The sequence below is a fragment of the Pseudomonas fluorescens genome (genome assembly GCF_001307155.1).
GTDB lineage: Bacteria > Pseudomonadota > Gammaproteobacteria > Pseudomonadales > Pseudomonadaceae > Aquipseudomonas > Aquipseudomonas helvetica.
On sequence record NZ_CP012830.1, the window covers coordinates 1,112,434 to 1,130,169 of the forward strand.

The window sequence follows — 17,736 nt, forward strand, 5'->3', positions numbered from 1 at the left end:
CACAATGGCGACATGGCCTCAGTCGACACTGAGGCCATGACGACAGCTCTGCATATCACTCTGATCACCGAAACCTTCCCTCCGGAAATCAATGGCGTGGCCAATACCCTTGGCCGCCTGTGCGAAGGTCTGCGCGCACGCGGACACCTGGTAGAACTGGTGCGACCGCGCCAGGGCAGCGATCAGACCCGCCTCAGCGACGATGAACTACTGCTCTGCCGCGGCTGGCCGCTGCCGGGTTATCCGGGGCTGCAATGGGGCCAGTCGTCGATGCACAAGTTGCTCAGGCGCTGGCAGCGTCATCGCCCGGACGTGCTCTACATCGCTACCGAAGGACCACTGGGGTTGTCGGCCTTGCGCGCGGCGCGGCGGCTGGGTATTTCAGTGGTGAGCGGGTTTCACACCAACTTCCAGCAGTACTCCAACCAGTACGGCCTGGGACTGTTGACCCGGTTACTGACGCATTACCTGCGCTGGTTCCATAACCGCACCAAGTTGACCCTGGTGCCCAGCGCCAGCCAGCGAATGGAGCTGGAACGTCGGCAGTTCGAGCGCCTGGCGCTGCTGTCCCGTGGCGTCGACAGTCAACTGTTCCACCCGGCTAAACGCCTGGGTTCGCTGCGTGAAAGCTGGGGGCTGGAGAACGACGACATCGCGTTGATTCACGTCGGCCGGCTCGCTCAGGAAAAAAACCTCGGTCTGCTCAAACGTTGCTACCAGGCTTTGCAGTCGTCTTATCCACAACGACGAATAAAGCTGATCGTGATCGGTGATGGTCCGCAACGTGCGCTGCTGGAAAAGGCACAGCCCGACGCGATCTTCTGTGGCTCGCAGCGCGCAGAAGCCTTGGCGTGTCACTACGCGTCCGGGGATCTGTTTCTGTTTCCGAGCCTGACCGAAACCTTCGGCAATGTGGTGCTGGAAGCACTGGCCTCCGGATTGGGCGTGGTGGCTTACGATCAGGCGGCCGCAGCTCAACACATTCGCCATGGTTACAACGGCGTGTTGGCGATGCCGGGGGACGAAGAGGCATTTTGCGATGCCGCCCGTTGGTTGTTGGAAGAGGCAGAAACCTTGCGCTGCATACGACTCAACGCGCGTCAGCACGCCAGTCGGCAGGGCTGGGGGGCAATCGTCGAGCAATTTGAAGGACAGTTGCGCGGGGCTTGCGAGATGCAAATCGGGGCACAGCCCTTGATGGCCATGCCCCATTCGATCAAACCAGCGTCATCAACGCCTCACGACTGAACGGCAGGATGTCCTGCTCGCGACCTTCGCGGACTTTCTGCGCCCAGTCCGGGTCGACCAGCAAGGCGCGTCCCACGGCCACCAGGTCGAACTCTTGGTTGTTCAAACGTTCCAGCAGGTTCTCCAGGCTGGCCGGTTGCGCGACTTTGTCGGTGTTGACCATAAACTGCAGGAACTCACCGTCCAGCCCCACACTGCCCACGGTGATCGTCGGCTTGCCCGTCAGTTTGCGGGTCCAGCCTGCCAGGTTCAGTTCGGAGCCGTCGAACTCCGGCTCCCAGAAACGCCGCGTAGAACAGTGGAAGATATCCACGCCGGCATCGGACAGTGGCTGGAGAAATTCGCCCAACGCCTCCGGAGTTTGCACCAGACGTGCGGTGTAGTCCTGCTGCTTCCACTGCGAGTAACGGAAGATGATCGGGTAGCCCGGACCAACCGCCGCACGCACGGCCTGGATCAGCTCAATGGCAAAGCGCGAACGATTGGCCAGGCTGCCACCGTATTCGTCGGTGCGCTGGTTGCTGCCTTCCCAGAAGAACTGGTCGACCAGATAGCCGTGGGCGCCGTGGATCTCCACACCGTCCATGCCAATGCTCTGCGCGTCTTTTGCGGCCTGGGCGAAGGCCGCGATCACGTCCTGAATGTCTAGTTGGGTCATGCCGTGAACCACGACCTGACCGTCCTTGAGTTTTTCCGATGGCCCGTAGCCCGGCACGCTCGCATCCGGCTCGGTGCCGATGCGCCGTACGCTGCCGACGTGCCACAACTGCGGAACGATCTTGCCGCCTTCGGCGTGGACCGCATCAACGACTTTTTTCCAGCCGGCCAACGCCGCTTCGCCGTAAAAGTGCGGGACGTTCGGGTAACCGTTGGAAGCCTTGTGGCCAACCGTTGTGCCCTCGGTGATGATCAGGCCTACACCCGCCGCAGCACGGCGGCGGTAGTACTCGATGACTTTCGAATTCGGTACGCCGCCCGGGGAAAACGAACGGGTCATCGGCGCCATGACCACACGGGTCGGCAGCTTCAGGGCACCGAGGCTGAACGGTTTGAACAAGGCTTTGACGGGCATGGGACGCTCCACGTGAAAATAACTTTATGACGGCGATAATATGGAGACTTGCCAGCCTTGAATAGCACTATTGATTTAGGTGATTAAGGTTCAAAAGACAGGGAGGGGTCTGTAGGAGCACGGCTTGCCGGCGATGGCGTTCTTGAGATCACTATCGCCGGCAAGCCGTGCTCCTGCGGGAGACAGATTCAGACCAGGGCTTTTTCGATCGCCTGGACGATCGTCGGATCATCCGGTGCAGTACGTGGCGAGAAACGCGCCAGCACGCGACCATCTTTACCGAGGAGGAATTTCTCGAAGTTCCAGGTGATGTCACCCGGGAATTCCGCGCCCTCGCCCGCCAACAACCGGTACAGCTGATGACGGTCGTGACCGTTGACTTCCAGCTTGCTGGACAGCGGGAAGGTCACGCCGTAGTTGAGGCTGCAGAACTCTTTGATCTCGCTTTCAGTGCCTGGCTCTTGCCCGGCAAACTGGTTGCACGGCAAACCCAACACACTGAAACCTTTGCCCTTGTATTGCTGGTAGAGGTTTTCCAGAGCAGCGTACTGTGGGGTCAAACCACACTTGGAGGCGACGTTGACCACCAGCACGACGTGCCCTTTGAAGGGCGCCAGAGGTAACTCCTGGCCATCCAAAGCTTTCAATGTAAGGTCGTGAAAAGCACTCATGACGAACTCCAAATTTCCCGTGTTCTTCTCGAAACAGCCTCTTGGCGATGTCGCCAAGGACAGCCGCGGACTAAAAAGGCGCCCCTCGGGCGCCTCTCCAGTTCTCGAAGCTTAGCGCAGAAAATCAGTGGTGATGGCCACCTTCGCCATGGACGTGACCATGAGCGATTTCTTCCTGGCTGGCATCACGGATGTCGATGATCTTGACCTTGAAGTTCAGACGCTGACCGGCCAACGGGTGGTTGCCGTCAACGGTCACGTCGTCGCCGTCCAGATCACGGATGGTGACGATTTGCATCTGGCCGTCTGGCGCGGAAGCGTGGAACTGCATACCCACTTCCAGTTCGTCGACGCCTTCGAACATGCTGCGGCTCAGGGTGCTGACCAGTTCGGCAGCGTATTCACCGTAGGCATCTTCAGGTTCTACGGCGACGTTGAGTTCGTCACCGACTGCTTTACCTTCCAGGGCTTTTTCCAGGCCCGGGATGATGTTACCTGCGCCTTGCAGGTACACCAGCGGTGCGCCGCCGGCGGAGCTGTCGATGACCTCACCAGCGTCGTTGGTCAGGGTATAGTCGATGGAGACAGCCTTATTGGCGGCGATCAGCATGGGGCGAGACCTTTTGCATAAGAATATAGAAAGACCCAGTTTAGCGAAGCAAACGCCCGAAAGCGAACAGAACCCGGACGGACGGGTCGCTTCGGCAGGGTCGACGATCCAGGGCTTCCATCAGGACGAGGACGGACACTGGGTTGTAGAGCTTTCCTGCGGCCATACCCAGCATCTGCGCCACCAGCCACCCTGGCAATCACGAACCTGGGTTCTGGACCCTGCCAAGCGTATTGAAAAAATAGGCCAACCCTTTGATTGCGGTTGGTGCGCTCAGGGCTCGGTTAGCGATAACCTTGACGTCTGAAATATCGGTAGAAGGCCAGTCATAGGCGTTCACCCTTGCCATGCACCTCCAGAGAATCCGCATGCAAACTTTTTTTATCGCGCCCACCGATTTTGGTGTGGGTCTGACCTCCATCAGCCTCGGGCTGGTACGTACCCTTGAGCGAGCCGGGTTGAAAGTCGGCTTCTTCAAACCGATTGCCCAGCCGCACCCTGGCGACACCGGCCCTGAACGTTCCACCGAACTGGTGGCCCGCACCCACGGCCTGAAGCCGCCGCAACCGCTGGGCCTGGCTCACGTCGAGCGGATGCTCGGCGACGGTCAGCTGGATGAGTTGCTGGAAGAAATCATCACCCTGTACCAGCAAGCCGCCATCGGCAAAGACGTGCTGGTCGTCGAAGGCATGGTCCCGACCCGCAGCGCCAGCTACGCCGCGCGGGTCAACCTGCACCTGGCGAAAAGCCTGGATGCCGAGGTGATTCTGGTCTCGGCACCGGAAAACGAAGTGCTCACCGAATTGTCTGGCCGGGTCGAGTTGCAAGCGCAATTGTTTGGCGGTCCAAAAGACCCGAAAGTGCTCGGCGTGATTCTCAACAAGGTCAAAACCGATGAAAGCATGGAGGCTTTCGCCGCGCGCCTGAAGGAACACTCGCCCTTGCTGCGCAGCGGCGACTTCCGGCTGCTTGGCTGCATTCCGTTCCAGCCGGAACTGAACGCCCCGCGCACCCGTGACGTCGCGGACTTGATGGGCGCTCAGGTGCTCAATGCCGGCGACTATGAAACCCGCCGCATGAGCAAGATCATCATTTGCGCCCGCACCATGCGCAACACGGTCGAACTGCTCAAGCCCGGCGTGCTGGTGGTAACCCCCGGCGATCGCGACGACATCATCCTCGCCGTCAGCCTCGCCGCGATCAACGGCGTGCCGCTGGCCGGGCTGCTGCTGACCAGCGGCACCCTGCCCGACCCACGGATCATGGACCTCTGCCGAGGCGCCTTGCAGGCCGGTCTGCCGGTGTTGTCGGTGAGCACTGGCTCCTACGAAACCGCCAACCAGTTGAACGGTTTGAACAAGGAAATCCCGATCGACGACCGCGAGCGTGCGGAGATCATCACCGATTTCGTCGCCAGCCACCTCGACGCCAACTGGCTACACCAGCGCTGCGGCACGCCGCGTGAAATGCGCCTGTCGCCAGCGGTGTTCCGCTATCAACTGATCCAGCGCGCCCAGGCTGCCAACAAGCGCATCGTCCTGCCAGAAGGCAGCGAACCTTTGACGGTACAGGCGGCAGCGATCTGCCAGGCCCGCGGGATTGCTCGCTGCGTGTTGCTGGCCAAACCCGAAGACGTGCAAGCAGTCGCGCGCGCCCAGGGTATCGAGTTGCCTGAGGGCCTGGAGATTCTCGACCCGGACCTGATCCGTCAGCGGTATGTCGAGCCGATGGTCGCGTTGCGCAAGACCAAAAGCCTCAACGCGCCAATGGCCGAGCAACAGCTGGAAGACACCGTGGTGATCGGCACCATGATGCTCGCACTGGATGAAGTCGACGGACTGGTGTCCGGGGTCATCCACTCCACCGCCAATACCATTCGCCCGGCATTGCAACTGATCAAGACCGCACCCGGCTGCACGTTGGTGTCGTCGGTGTTTTTCATGCTGTTCCCGGAAGAAGTGCTGGTCTACGGCGACTGCATCATGAACCCGCACCCGAGCGCCAGTGAACTGGCCGAGATCGCCCTGCAAAGTGCCGACTCTGCCGCCGCCTTCGGGATCACGCCACGAGTGGCGATGCTCAGCTACTCCAGCGGTGAATCGGCCAGCGGCGAAGAAGTCGAGAAAGTCCGCGAAGCCACTTTGCTCGCCCACGAAGCGCAGAACGCGCTGCTGATCGACGGGCCGTTGCAGTACGACGCCGCGGCCAACGAAAACGTGGCCCGGCAACTGGCGCCGAACAGTCAGGTAGCCGGTCGGGCAACCGTGTTCATTTTCCCCGACCTGAACACCGGCAACACCACCCACAAAGCCGTGCAACGCAGCGCCGACTGCGTCAGCCTCGGACCGATGCTGCAAGGCCTGCGCAAACCGGTAAATGACTTGCCGCGCGGTGCTCAGGTCGACGACATCGTCTACACCATTGCCCTGACTGCGATTCAAGCCGCCAACCGACCCATGGATGTTTAAATGCTGGATTCTCTACCTGCACCCTTGCGAGGCGTGATCGCCTCGCTGTTGTTGGCGCTGAACACGATCGTCTGCTGCACACCGCTGTTTGTCGTGGCAATCTTCAAATTGTTACTGCCCTTCCCGACCGCACAGCGCTTCACCGATTGGCTGATGAGCCACATCCATGAAGCCTGGATCAGCAACAACAAGGCCTGGATGGATTTGCTCGGGCACACGCGCTGGACGCTCAGCGGGCTCGAAGGGCTGGACTATCAGCACTCGTACCTGATCACCAGCAACCACCAGAGCTGGGTCGACATCATGGTGTTGCAGTACGTGCTCAATCGCCGGATTCGCCCGCTGAAGTTCTTCCTCAAGCAAGAGCTGATCTGGGTGCCGGTGATCGGCTTGGCCTGGTGGGCGCTGGGCTTCCCGTTCATGAAGCGTTACTCCAAGGCCTATCTGGAAAAGCACCCGGAGAAGAAAGGCAAAGACCTGGAAACCACTCGCAAGACCTGCGACAAGTTCCGCAATAATCCGGTGGGGATTTTCAACTTCGTCGAAGGCACGCGCTTCACCGAAGGCAAGCATGCGCAACAACAATCGCCGTTGCGTTACCTGCTCAAGCCCAAGGCGGGCGGTATCGCGTTTGTGCTGGACGCCATGGGTGAGCAACTGGAAGCCATCGTCAACGTGACCATTCACTACCCGGCCGGGCGCCCCGGTTATTGGGACCTGCTGTGTGGCAACGTGAAAGACGTGGTGGTGCACTTTCAGGAACTGAAGATCCCGCCGCAGTTCATCGGCAAGAACTACGACCAGGATGGCGTGTACCGCCTGGAGTTCCAGGGCTGGATCAACCAGTTGTGGCAAGACAAGGATGCACTGCTTGAGCAGATGCATCGCGAGTATCCCGGAAAACGCTGACCTCCTGTGGCGAGGGAGCTTGCTCCCGCTCGGTCGCGCAGCGGCCGCAAAACCAGCCGACGCACTCTTACAGAAAGAATGCGTTCGCTGATTTCAGGACCGCCTCGCGCTCCAGCGGGAGCAAGCTCCCTCGCCACAAAAGCGGATCAACAAAAAGCCCGCAACCGATCACTCGGTTGCGGGCTTTTTAGTGCGCGTGAAGCTTAAATCGCGCCGCGTTTACGCAGCAGGTCCAGCACTTGCTTGACGCTTTCTTCCAGCGACAGCGTCTGGGTGTCGACCACAAGGTCGGCGTCCAGCGGCACGTCATACGGGAAGGAATCGCCCGGGATGTTGTCGCCACCGGCAGCATACAACCCTTGCGGATCGCGTGCGGCGCAGACCATCGGCGACGCCTGCACGTAAACGGTCAGCAAGCGGTCATCGCCAATCAGCGCCTTGGCCTGTGCACGGCCTTCGGCGTCCGGTGCGACAAACGCCGCCAGGGTCAGCAAACCGGCTTCGTTGAACTGACGTGCGACGTGAGCCGCACGACGCCAGTTCTCGGTACGCCCGGCGCGATCCTGTGGCAGGCCTTTGTTCAGGTCGTGACGCAGGTTCTGCCCATCGAGCACAAACACCGCACGGCCCATGTCGAACAGCTTGCGTTCAACTGCATAGGCCAAAGTGCTTTTGCCCGCGCCCGAGAGGCCGCTGAACAGCACGGTAGCCGGTTGCTGGCCGAAGCGCTGGGCACGCTCTTCGGTGGCTACATGGGCCAATTTTCCATGATGCGTGGAGCTGCCATGCGCCAAAGGCTGGGCGACGATCATGCCGGCGCCGACGGTGCCGTTAGTCAAGCGGTCGATGATGATGAACGAACCGGTGGTGCGGTTGCTTTCATAACCGTCGAGGGCAATCGGCGCGTCGAGGCTGATCTTGACCTTACCGATCTCGTTCAGCTGCAAGGCACTGGCCGGGCCTTCTTCCAGAGTGTTCACGTCGACCTTGTTGACGATGCTGGCGATCGAGCCCGGCACGTAACTGGTGGCGCGCTTGATGTCGTATTTCTTGCCCGGCAGCATCGGCTCTTCAGCCATCCACACCAGCATCGCTTCGAAGCTGTCGGTGACCGGCGGCACGTTGTCGGCATGCACCAGCAAGTCGCCACGGGAGATGTCGATTTCGTCTTCCATGGTCAGCGTTACGGCCTGACCCGGACCTGCGTGTTCCAGCTCACCTTCGAAGGTGACGATGGATTTCACGCGGCTGCTTTTGCCCGACGGCAGCACCACGACTTCGTCGCCCTTCTTGACGATGCCGCTGGCCAGGGTGCCGGCGAAACCGCGGAAGTTCAGGTTCGGCCGGTTGACGTATTGCACCGGGAAACGCAGATCGGTGAAGTTACGGTCGCCCGCGACTTCCACGGTTTCAAGGATCTCCATCAGCGACTGGCCGGTGTACCACGGCGAGCGCTCGGATTTGTTCACCACGTTATCGCCCTTCAGCGCCGACATCGGCACGAAGTGCATGCTGGTAGGCTTCATTTTCAAGCCTTCAGCGAACTTCAGGTAATCGGCCTTGATCGATTCGAACACGCCCTGATCGAAGTCCTTGAGGTCCATCTTGTTGATGGCGACGACGATGTGCTTGATGCCCAGCAACGAGGCAATGAAGCTGTGGCGACGGGTCTGGGTTTGCACGCCGTAACGGGCGTCGACCAGGATGATCGCCAGGTCACAGGTGGATGCACCGGTGGCCATGTTGCGGGTGTACTGCTCATGGCCAGGGGTGTCGGCAATGATAAATTTGCGCTTGGCGGTGGAGAAATAGCGGTACGCAACATCGATGGTGATGCCTTGTTCGCGCTCGGCCTGCAGGCCGTCGACCAGCAACGCCAGGTCGATGTCGTCACCGGTGGTGCCGACTTTTTTCGAGTCGCGGGTAATGGCTTCCAGATGATCCTCGTAGATCATCTTGGAGTCGTGCAGCAGACGCCCGATCAGGGTGCTCTTGCCGTCGTCGACGTTACCGCAAGTCAGAAAGCGCAGCAGCTCTTTACGTTCGTGCTGGCCCAGGTAGGCGAGGATGTCCTCGCTGATCAAATCAGATTGATGCGACATGACAGCCCCTTAGAAATAACCTTGACGTTTTTTGTCTTCCATCGAGCCGGCGCCATCGTGATCGATGACTCGGCCCTGGCGCTCGGAAGTTCGCGTCAGGAGCATTTCCTGAATGATGTCCGTGAGGCTTTCGGCCTCGGACTCCACCGCGCCCGTCAACGGGTAGCAGCCAAGGGTACGGAAACGCACTTTCTTTTTGACGATGCGGGCTTTGTCTTCGTCGCTCAGGTGCTCGAGGATGCGCTCGTCGTCGATCATGATCAGCGTGCCGTTCTTCTCGATGACCTCGCGCTCGGCGGCGAAGTACAGCGGGACGATCGGGATGCCTTCAAGGTAGATGTACTGCCAGATGTCCAGCTCGGTCCAGTTCGACAGCGGGAATACGCGGATCGATTCGCCTTTGTTGACCTTGCCGTTGTAGACGTTCCACAGCTCCGGGCGCTGGTTTTTCGGATCCCAGCGGTGCTTGCTGTCGCGGAACGAGTACACGCGCTCTTTGGCGCGGGATTTCTCTTCATCGCGGCGCGCACCACCGAAGGCTGCGTCGAAGCCGTACTTGTCCAAAGCCTGTTTCAGGCCTTCGGTCTTCATGATGTCGGTGTGCTTGGCACTGCCGTGGGTGAAGGGGTTGATCCCTTGAGCCACGCCTTCCGGGTTGACGTAGGTGATCAGGTCAAGGCCCAGCTCTGCGACCATCTTGTCGCGGAAGCTGTACATCTCCTGAAATTTCCATTGGGTGTCGACGTGCATCACCGGAAACGGCAGCTTGCCCGGGAAGAACGCCTTGCGTGCCAGATGCAGCATCACGGCGGAGTCTTTACCGATGGAGTACAGCATCACCGGGTTGTCGAACTCGGCGGCCACCTCGCGGATGATGTGGATGCTTTCCGCCTCCAGCTGTTTCAGATGCGTCAGTTTGTCGACCATGGCTACTCACGAAAGCTTTCTTATGAACGGCCAGCGGGCCGTGTTCGAGCGGCGAATGCTAGCACAGCGACCTCTTCTAATCAGGACGCCGACTAGATCGAAAGAGCATATGAATATACCTGCTCGTTCGGGCGCCGCAGGCCCGCTCCCATCGTTGATTTTCGGTTATCAAATCGGATTCGGGCAATCGATGAAAATGTGTTCAAGGGCAAACCGTCGAGCCAGATAATCCCCCAGCGCCTGTACGCCGAAGCGTTCGGTGGCGTGATGACCGGCGGCGATGAAGCTGATGTCGTTCTCTCGGGCGCTGTGGAAGGTTTGTTCGGACGCTTCACCGCTCAGGTACAGGTCGACACCGGCCTGCACCGCCTGATCGATATAGCCCTGGCCACCGCCCGTGCACCAGCCGACGCGCCGGACCATTTTGCTGCCCTCGATCAGCAACGGCTCGCGGCCCATGACCTCTTGCACATGACGGGCAAAGTCGCGCGCGGTCATAGGTTCGGCCAACGAGCCGACCAACCCGACCACTTTGAGGTTTTCCGGGTCCAGCGGGCCTTCGACGGTAATGTCCAGTTGGCGAGCCAATTGCACGTTGTTGCCCACTTCCGGGTGCAAATCCAGCGGCAAGTGATAAGCCAGGAGGCTGATATCGTGCTTGAGCAGGGTTTTGAGCCTACGCTGCTTCATACCGGTGATGCAGGGGTTTTCACCTTTCCAGAAGTAGCCGTGGTGTACCAGCACCAGATCGGCCTTGGCTTCGACCGCTGCATCGAGCAACGCCTGGCTGGCCGTGACACCGCTGACGATACGCGTGACCTGCGGCCGACCTTCGACTTGCAAGCCATTGGGGCAATAGTCGGCAATCCGCGAACTGGCAAGGTAACGATCCGCTTCTTCTACCAGGGTGCTCAGGGCGACGGCCATAAAAGACTCCTAAATATCCCGTTCAGAGGCGCGCGCGGCCTCGTATAATGCGCGACATTATGGGCCACAGGCGGCCCTCCGTAACCTCCCAGGATTTGTTCAATGTTCAAGGGTCTGCGTTTTTTTGGCTGGCCGCTGCTGGCCGGCGTGCTTATCGCGTTGTTGATCATCCAGCGTTACCCGCAATGGGTCGGACTGCCAAGTCTGGATGTGAACCTGCAACAAGCCCCACAAACCACTCAGACCCAACAGGGGCCGGTGTCTTACGCCGATGCCGTGGTCATTGCCGCACCGGCAGTGGTCAACCTCTACACCACCAAAGTGGTCAACAAAACCAGCCATCCGCTGTTTGAAGACCCGCAGTTCCGGCGGTTCTTCGGCGACAACGCGCCCAAGCAGAAGCGCATGGAGTCGAGCCTCGGTTCCGGGGTGATCATGAGCCCTGAAGGTTATTTGCTGACCAATAACCACGTGACCACCGGCGCCGACCAGATCGTCGTCGCGCTCAAGGATGGTCGTGAAACCCTGGCTCGCGTGATCGGCAGCGACCCGGAAACCGACCTCGCGGTACTGAAAATCGATTTGAAGAACCTGCCGTCGATCACCGTCGGCCGCTCGGAAAACATCCGCGTCGGCGATGTCGCGCTGGCCATCGGCAACCCGTTTGGCGTCGGCCAGACCGTGACCATGGGCATCATCAGCGCCACCGGGCGCAACCAATTGGGCCTGAACAACTACGAAGACTTCATCCAGACCGACGCCGCGATCAACCCGGGCAACTCCGGCGGTGCGCTGGTAGACGCCAACGGCAACCTCACCGGGATCAACACCGCGATTTTCTCCAAGTCCGGCGGCTCACAAGGCATTGGTTTCGCGATTCCGATCAAGCTGGCGATGGAAGTGATGAAGTCGATCATCGAACACGGCCAGGTGATTCGCGGCTGGTTGGGGATTGAAGTGCAGCCATTGAGCCAGGAACTGGCGGAATCGTATGGCTTGTCCGGGCGTCCGGGGATTGTCGTCGCGGGGATTTTCCGCGACGGCCCGGCACAAAAAGCCGGCCTGCAATTGGGCGATGTGATCCTCAGCATTGACGGCGAACCGGCCGGCGATGGCCGCCGTTCGATGAACCAGGTGGCGCGGATCAAGCCGACTGACAAGGTCACCGTTCAGGTCATGCGCAACGGTAAGGAGCTCAAGCTGACTGCGGAAATCGGCTTGCGTCCGCCACCCGCCCCGGTCAAAGAAGAAGAGTAAGCCCATAGGAGTTGCCGGAGGCTGTGATCTTTTAACGCCTTCGGCAACACCCAATACCTCTGCTGATGCAGACGAGCCCTAAAAGCATACATTCTCATTAGGCATGTTATATTGTTTCAATATCGCTATTGGAACGCTCTCATGCCGTCTCGTAAATTTGCTCCTCTGGCAGGCCTGGCCCTGGGCCTGCTCGGGGATCCGGTGTTCGCCGAAGACCCACAACCGCTTGAACTGGACACCATCAGTGTCACCTCTGATTACGAGTCTGCCACCGGCCCGGTGAACGGCTATCGCGCCACGCGATCATCCAGCGCGACCAAAACCGACACGGCAATCCGCGATATCCCGCAATCCATCAGCGTGATTCCTGCCAGCGTGCTCAAGGACCTGGGCAGCCACAATGTCGAGCGCGCTCTGGAGTTTGCCGGTGGCGTATCGAAACAGAACAACTTCGGCGGCCTGACGCTGTATGAGTACAGCGTGCGTGGCTTCACCACCTCGGAGTTCTACAAGGACGGCTTCAGCGCGAACCGCGGTTACCCAAGCACCCCGGACGCCGCGAACGTCGAGCGCATCGAAGTGCTCAAGGGCCCCGCCGCCAGTCTTTACGGGCGCGGCGACCCTGGCGGTACAGTGAACATCGTCACCAAAAAACCGCAGCCCGAAGCCTTCAGCACCTTGCAGACCAGCGCCGGCAGTTGGGATCGTTACCGTACCGCGCTGGACGTCAACACCCCGCTCGACCCGCAAGGCAATGTGTTGTCACGGGTCAATCTGGCGGTCGAGGACAACCACAGCTTTCGTGATCACGTCGACAGCCAGCGAGTGTTCGTTGCGCCGTCGCTCAGTTGGCAACTCAACCCGGACACCAGCCTGCTGCTGGAAAGCGAGATTGTCCGGCACAGCTCGACCTTCGACCGCGGCATCGTCACGCCGAACAACAGCTGGAGCGGTGTCTCGCGCTCGACCTTCCTCGGTGAACCTGACGACGGCAACATCGACAACCACAACAATCTGTTGCAGGCGACCCTCGAACACCACCTCAACGACGCCTGGAAACTGCGCCTGGCCAGCCATTACAAAGAAGGTAAACTCTGGGGCTTTGCCTCGGAAGCCCGCCCGTTGAACGCCGATCAACACACGGTCAACCGCCGTTACCGTGAGCGCGACAACCGTTGGCACGACAGCATCACCCAGCTCGAACTGCGCGGTTTGTTCGACATCGGCAGCTGGCAACACGAACTGCTGATTGGCAGCGAGTACGAAAACTTCCGCAAGAACGAGCGGGTCACCACTATCGCTGGCGGCCCTTACGCGATCGATATCTACGACCCGGTTTACGGTCAGCCCAAACCCGATGGCAAGCGCTCGGGCCCGGACTTTTTCGAGCAGGTCGAAAGTCAGGCACTGAACCTTCAGGACCAGATCGTGTTCACCGACCGCCTGCGCGGCATGCTCGGGGCACGCTTGGAACACTTCGAGCAAACCATCGACGATCACACGCTGAACAACCGCAGCCGACAGAACCACGACGCTCTGACCCAACGCGCCGGCCTGCTCTATCAACTGACGCCACAGCATGGACTGTTCGCCAACGCCTCGACCTCGTTCAAACCCAACAACGGCCTGGATGCCACAGGCAAATCCTTCGATCCGGAAGAAGGCGTTGGCTACGAGATCGGGATCAAGAGCGAGCTGTTCGATGAGCGCCTGAGCAGCACCCTCGCCGCCTTTCATATCGAAAAAGAAAACGTCCTCGCCCTCGACCCCGCCACCGATAGCAACCGCGCCATGGGCAAGGCCCGCAGCCAGGGTTTCGATCTGCAAGTGAGCGGGCAACTCACTGACGCTGTGCGAGTGATTGGTGCGTTTGCGTACATCGACGCCGAGGTTACCCAAGGCGACAAAGCCATTGCGACCGGCAGCCGGATTCTCGGCGTGGCCAGGCACAGCGGCAGTTTGCTGGGCGTTTATGAATTTCAGGAAGGTCTGCTGCGTGGCTCGGATGTCGGCGCGGCCTACACCTATGTCGGCGATCGATCGGGCGAAGCCGGCAGCGACTTCGAACTGCCGGCCTACCACACCGTCGACCTGTTGGCCCATTACAAGGCCAGTGAAAACGTCACGTTGGGGCTGAACCTGAACAACCTTTTCGACGAGAAATACTTCGAGCGCTCCTACAGCAACTACTGGGTCAACCCCGGCGAGCCGCGCAATTTCACCGTCAGCCTGACACTCAACCTGTAAAAGGAAGTCACCATGCCACACCTCAAACCCGTAGCGCTCAGCCTGCTGCTCGGCCTGATGTTTACCGGCCAGGTCTCGGCCCATGGCCTGTGGACCGAACAACGTCGCGGCAACATCGAAGTCATCTACGGCCACGGCGCCGAAGACAATGCCTTCAAGGCGCAGAAAATCAGCGGCGCCTGGGCCTACGACATCGGCGGCAAGATGATCCCGGTTACCGTAGAACGCCTGGCCGATCACGCGCGCCTGCAACCGCTCAAATCGCCAGCGGTGCTGGCCGTGGCGCTGGACAATGGCATGTGGTCGCAGACCGCCGACAAAAAGTGGATCAATCAGGGGCGCAGCAAAGTGCCGGGCGCCATCGAGTCGACCCAGACGTTCAAGTACAGCCTGGCGATTTATCAGCCAGGAGCGAAGCTACCTGCACTTGATCAGATCAAACTGCTGATTTTGCCGGAAGTTGATCCGCTGACCGTCGGCCCGGGCAAATCATTGCCGGTGCGGGTGCTGCTTGATGGCAAACCGGCGGCGGGGATCAAGTTGATTGGCGACTATCGCAATGCGCCGAACACCTTGAGTACGGAAACCGATGCTGAAGGCCGGGCGCAGGTGCTGGTGCGCAATGAAGGATTGAATGTGATTGCCGCGCAGGTGGAAATCCCGTTGAAGGACAATCCCGATGTGGCGTCGCGAGGGGTGTTCAGTTCGTTGACGTTCCTCGGTGAACCGCATCACGAGTAAGACTTGCACATCCTTGTGGCGAGGGAGCTTGCTCCCGCTGGGTCGCGAAGCGGCCCTTAAATCAGCTACTGCGTTCTGAACGACAGGTCGCAGGTGCTGGATTTACGACTGCTTCGCAGTCGAGCGGGAGCAAGCTCCCTCGCCACAGGATCAGCTGCAGCTTCAGAGATCGCCGAGGCCGTCGATCAACGCCTGGTTCTGCTCTGGTGTACCGATGGTGATACGCAGGAACTGGGCAATCCGTTCCTGCTTGAAGTGCCGGACGATCACGCCTTGCTCGCGCAACTTCGCTGCCAGGCCTGCCGCATCATGCTGCGGGTGACGGGCGAAGATGAAGTTCGCCGCCGACGGCAACACCTCAAAGCCCTTCTCCTGCATTTGCTTGACCACCCACTCGCGACTCTCGATCACCAGCTGGCAGGTCTTGTCGAAGTATGCACGATCGGCAAACGCCGCTGCCGCACCGACAATCGCCAGGCGATCCAGGGGATAGGAGTTGAAGCTGTTCTTGATCCGCTCCAGCGCCTCGATCAGGTCCGGATGCCCCACCGCCAGGCCCACGCGCAAACCGGCCAGCGAACGCGACTTGGAGAGGGTCTGAGTCACCAGCAGGTTCGGGTAACGGTCGACCAGGCTGATTGCGGTTTCACCGCCGAAATCGACATAGGCTTCGTCGACCACCACCACCGAATCAGGGCTGGCCTTGAGAATTTTCTCGACGGCGTCCAGCGCCAACAGGCAACCGGTCGGGGCGTTCGGGTTGGGGAAAATGATCCCGCCGTTCGGCTTGGCATAATCCGCAACACGAATCTGGAACTGCTCGTCCAGCGGCACCGCGTCGAATGGAATGCCGTACAAGCCGCAATACACCGGATAAAAGCTGTAGCTGATGTCCGGGAACAGCAGCGGTTTATCGTGTTGCAGCAAACCGTGAAAGATGTGCGCCAGGACTTCATCGGAACCATTGCCGAGGAACACCTGATTGCCCTGTACATCGTAATACTCAGCCACTGCCTGCTTGAGCAGGTCGCTGTTGGGGTCCGGGTACAGACGCAGGTTGTCATTCAGTTCGGTTTGCATCGCCGCCAGTGCTTTAGGCGATGGGCCGTAAGGGTTTTCGTTGGTGTTGAGCTTGACCAGCTTCGCCAGTTTCGGCTGCTCGCCCGGTACGTATGGCACCAGATCCTTGACGAATGGACTCCAGAATTTGCTCATGCTCAGTTCCCCTGCTTGTCGTCAACGATGCGGTATTCGGCGCTGCGGGCGTGAGCGGTCAGCGACTCGCCACGGGCCAGCACGGAAGCGGTCTTGCCCAGTTCGGAGGCACCCTGCTCGGAGCAGAAGATAATCGACGAACGTTTCTGGAAGTCATACACGCCCAGCGGCGAGGAGAAACGCGCGGTGCCGGAAGTCGGCAGCACGTGATTGGGACCGGCGCAGTAATCGCCCAAAGCCTCGGACGTATGGCGGCCCATGAAGATTGCGCCGGCGTGGCGGATCTGCGGCAACCAGGCTTGCGGATCGGCCACCGACAGTTCCAGGTGTTCCGGCGCAATGCGGTTGGCCACGTCGATGGCTTGCTGCATGTCGCGAACCTGAATCAGCGCACCACGGCCATTGATCGAGGTGTTGATGATTTCGGCGCGCTCCATGGTCGGCAGCAGTTTGGCGATGCTTGCCGCCACCTGGTCGAGGAACCCGGCGTCGGGGCTGACCAGAATCGCCTGGGCGTCTTCGTCGTGCTCGGCCTGGGAGAACAGGTCCATGGCGATCCAGTCCGGATCGGTCTGGCCGTCGCACACCACAAGGATTTCCGAAGGGCCGGCAATCATGTCGATACCGACCTGGCCGAACACGTGGCGCTTGGCGGTGGCGACATAGATGTTGCCCGGGCCGACGACCTTGTCGACCTTCGGCACGCTTTCGGTGCCATAGGCCAGCGCGGCAACCGCTTGCGCGCCACCGATGGTGAACACCCGGTCGACGCCCGCGATGCACGCCGCCGCCAGCACCAGCTCGTTGACTTCACCGCGTGGCGTCGGTACGACCATGACCACCTCGGTCACACCGGCCACCTTGGCCGGAATCGCATTCATCAACACCGAAGACGGGTAAGACGCCTTGCCGCCCGGGACGTACAGACCGGCGCGATCCAGCGGCGTGACTTTCTGGCCCAGCACCGTGCCGTCGGCTTCGGTGTAGCTCCAGGAGTCCTGCTTCTGTTTTTCGTGGTAGCTGCGCACCCGCGCCGCGGCTTTTTCCAGCGCTTCGCGCTGAGGCACGGTGATCCGGGTCAGTGCCAGTTCCAGGCGCTCGCGCGGCAGGATCAGGTCGGCCATCGACGCCACTTGCAGACCGTCGAACTTCTGGGTGAATTCAACCAGCGCCGCGTCGCCGCGTTCACGCACAGCCTTGATGATGTCCAGCACCCGCTGATTGACCGAGTCGTCAGACACACTTTCCCAGCTCAGCAGATGATCCAGATGATGCGCGAAATCCGGGTCAGCAGCGTTGAGTCGGCGAATTGCAGTCGGTGCGGTCATAGCGAGAGCCTCAT

The 17,736-nt window shown here is 60.2% G+C and carries 15 protein-coding genes; 7 read left to right on the forward strand and 8 right to left on the reverse strand.

Annotation, left to right across the window (positions count from 1 at the left end):
* The first annotated feature begins 12 nt into the window (after window positions 1–12).
* Entirely contained in the window at window positions 13–1,248 is a 1,236-nt protein-coding gene (locus AO353_RS05040) for a glycosyltransferase family 4 protein (RefSeq protein WP_054593971.1), read from the forward strand.
* Here AO353_RS05040 and AO353_RS05045 read toward each other — a convergent pair.
* The 3 genes from AO353_RS05045 to AO353_RS05055 all read right to left on the reverse strand — a co-directional run bounded on the left by AO353_RS05045 (window position 1,217) and on the right by AO353_RS05055 (window position 3,601).
* The gene (locus AO353_RS05045; RefSeq protein ID WP_054593972.1) at window positions 1,217–2,320 is read right to left on the reverse strand and encodes an NADH:flavin oxidoreductase; all 1,104 of its coding nucleotides are present in this window, start codon (window positions 2,318–2,320) and stop codon (window positions 1,217–1,219) included. The two genes, AO353_RS05040 and AO353_RS05045, sit on opposite strands and share 32 nt — an antisense overlap.
* 188 nt (window positions 2,321–2,508) lie before the next feature.
* Complete coding sequence (locus AO353_RS05050) at window positions 2,509–2,991, reverse strand: glutathione peroxidase (RefSeq protein ID WP_019691915.1); 483 nt, start codon at window positions 2,989–2,991, stop codon at window positions 2,509–2,511.
* A 124-nt stretch (window positions 2,992–3,115) separates the two neighbouring features.
* Window positions 3,116–3,601 carry an FKBP-type peptidyl-prolyl cis-trans isomerase gene (locus tag AO353_RS05055; protein WP_054593973.1) on the reverse strand — a complete coding sequence of 162 codons (486 nt, stop codon included), beginning with the start codon at window positions 3,599–3,601 and terminating at the stop codon, window positions 3,116–3,118.
* On the opposite strand from AO353_RS05055, the gene AO353_RS05060 reads away from it, so the two are divergent.
* The 3 genes from AO353_RS05060 (at window position 3,570) to AO353_RS05070 (ending at window position 6,978) form a co-directional block, all read left to right on the forward strand.
* Window positions 3,570–3,908, forward strand: coding sequence for a DUF3565 domain-containing protein (locus tag AO353_RS05060; RefSeq protein ID WP_081013853.1), 339 nt, complete (start codon window positions 3,570–3,572; stop codon window positions 3,906–3,908). The genes AO353_RS05055 and AO353_RS05060 overlap by 32 nt on opposite strands.
* 61 nt (window positions 3,909–3,969) lie before the next feature.
* The gene (pta, locus tag AO353_RS05065; RefSeq protein ID WP_054593975.1) at window positions 3,970–6,069 is read left to right on the forward strand and encodes a phosphate acetyltransferase; all 2,100 of its coding nucleotides are present in this window, start codon (window positions 3,970–3,972) and stop codon (window positions 6,067–6,069) included.
* The gene (locus AO353_RS05070; protein WP_054593976.1) at window positions 6,070–6,978 is read left to right on the forward strand and encodes an acyltransferase; all 909 of its coding nucleotides are present in this window, start codon (window positions 6,070–6,072) and stop codon (window positions 6,976–6,978) included. It abuts the gene before it with no gap.
* A gap of 203 nt (window positions 6,979–7,181) precedes the next feature.
* Here AO353_RS05070 and cysN read toward each other — a convergent pair whose 3' ends face one another.
* From cysN to AO353_RS05085, 3 genes are all read right to left on the reverse strand, one after another.
* Entirely contained in the window at window positions 7,182–9,080 is a 1,899-nt protein-coding gene (gene cysN, locus AO353_RS05075; RefSeq protein ID WP_054593977.1) for a sulfate adenylyltransferase subunit CysN, read from the reverse strand.
* 9 nt (window positions 9,081–9,089) lie between these two features.
* Window positions 9,090–10,007 (reverse strand): sulfate adenylyltransferase subunit CysD, encoded by a 918-nt coding sequence (cysD, locus tag AO353_RS05080; protein ID WP_019691910.1) that lies wholly within the window; start codon window positions 10,005–10,007, stop codon window positions 9,090–9,092.
* Window positions 10,008–10,175: 168 nt separating this feature from the next.
* Window positions 10,176–10,934 (reverse strand): Nif3-like dinuclear metal center hexameric protein, encoded by a 759-nt coding sequence (locus AO353_RS05085; protein WP_054593978.1) that lies wholly within the window; start codon window positions 10,932–10,934, stop codon window positions 10,176–10,178.
* Window positions 10,935–11,036: 102 nt separating this feature from the next.
* On the opposite strand from AO353_RS05085, the gene algW reads away from it, so the two are divergent.
* The 3 genes from algW (at window position 11,037) to AO353_RS05100 (ending at window position 15,179) form a co-directional block, all read left to right on the forward strand.
* Complete coding sequence (gene algW / locus AO353_RS05090; protein ID WP_054593979.1) at window positions 11,037–12,191, forward strand: Do family serine endopeptidase AlgW; 1,155 nt, start codon at window positions 11,037–11,039, stop codon at window positions 12,189–12,191.
* A gap of 141 nt (window positions 12,192–12,332) precedes the next feature.
* Window positions 12,333–14,438 carry a TonB-dependent siderophore receptor gene (locus AO353_RS05095; RefSeq protein ID WP_054593980.1) on the forward strand — a complete coding sequence of 702 codons (2,106 nt, stop codon included), beginning with the start codon at window positions 12,333–12,335 and terminating at the stop codon, window positions 14,436–14,438.
* A 12-nt stretch (window positions 14,439–14,450) separates the two neighbouring features.
* Complete coding sequence (locus AO353_RS05100) at window positions 14,451–15,179, forward strand: DUF4198 domain-containing protein (RefSeq protein ID WP_054593981.1); 729 nt, start codon at window positions 14,451–14,453, stop codon at window positions 15,177–15,179.
* 162 nt (window positions 15,180–15,341) lie between these two features.
* Here the strand turns inward: AO353_RS05100 and hisC are convergent, their stop codons facing one another.
* Together hisC and hisD are read right to left on the reverse strand one after the other, a co-directional pair.
* The gene (gene hisC / locus AO353_RS05105; protein ID WP_054593982.1) at window positions 15,342–16,394 is read right to left on the reverse strand and encodes a histidinol-phosphate transaminase; all 1,053 of its coding nucleotides are present in this window, start codon (window positions 16,392–16,394) and stop codon (window positions 15,342–15,344) included.
* 2 nt (window positions 16,395–16,396) lie between these two features.
* Window positions 16,397–17,722: a histidinol dehydrogenase gene (hisD, locus tag AO353_RS05110; RefSeq protein ID WP_054593983.1), complete on the reverse strand. Its 1,326-nt coding sequence runs from the start codon at window positions 17,720–17,722 to the stop codon at window positions 16,397–16,399.
* Between the last annotated feature and the right edge of the window lie 14 nt (window positions 17,723–17,736).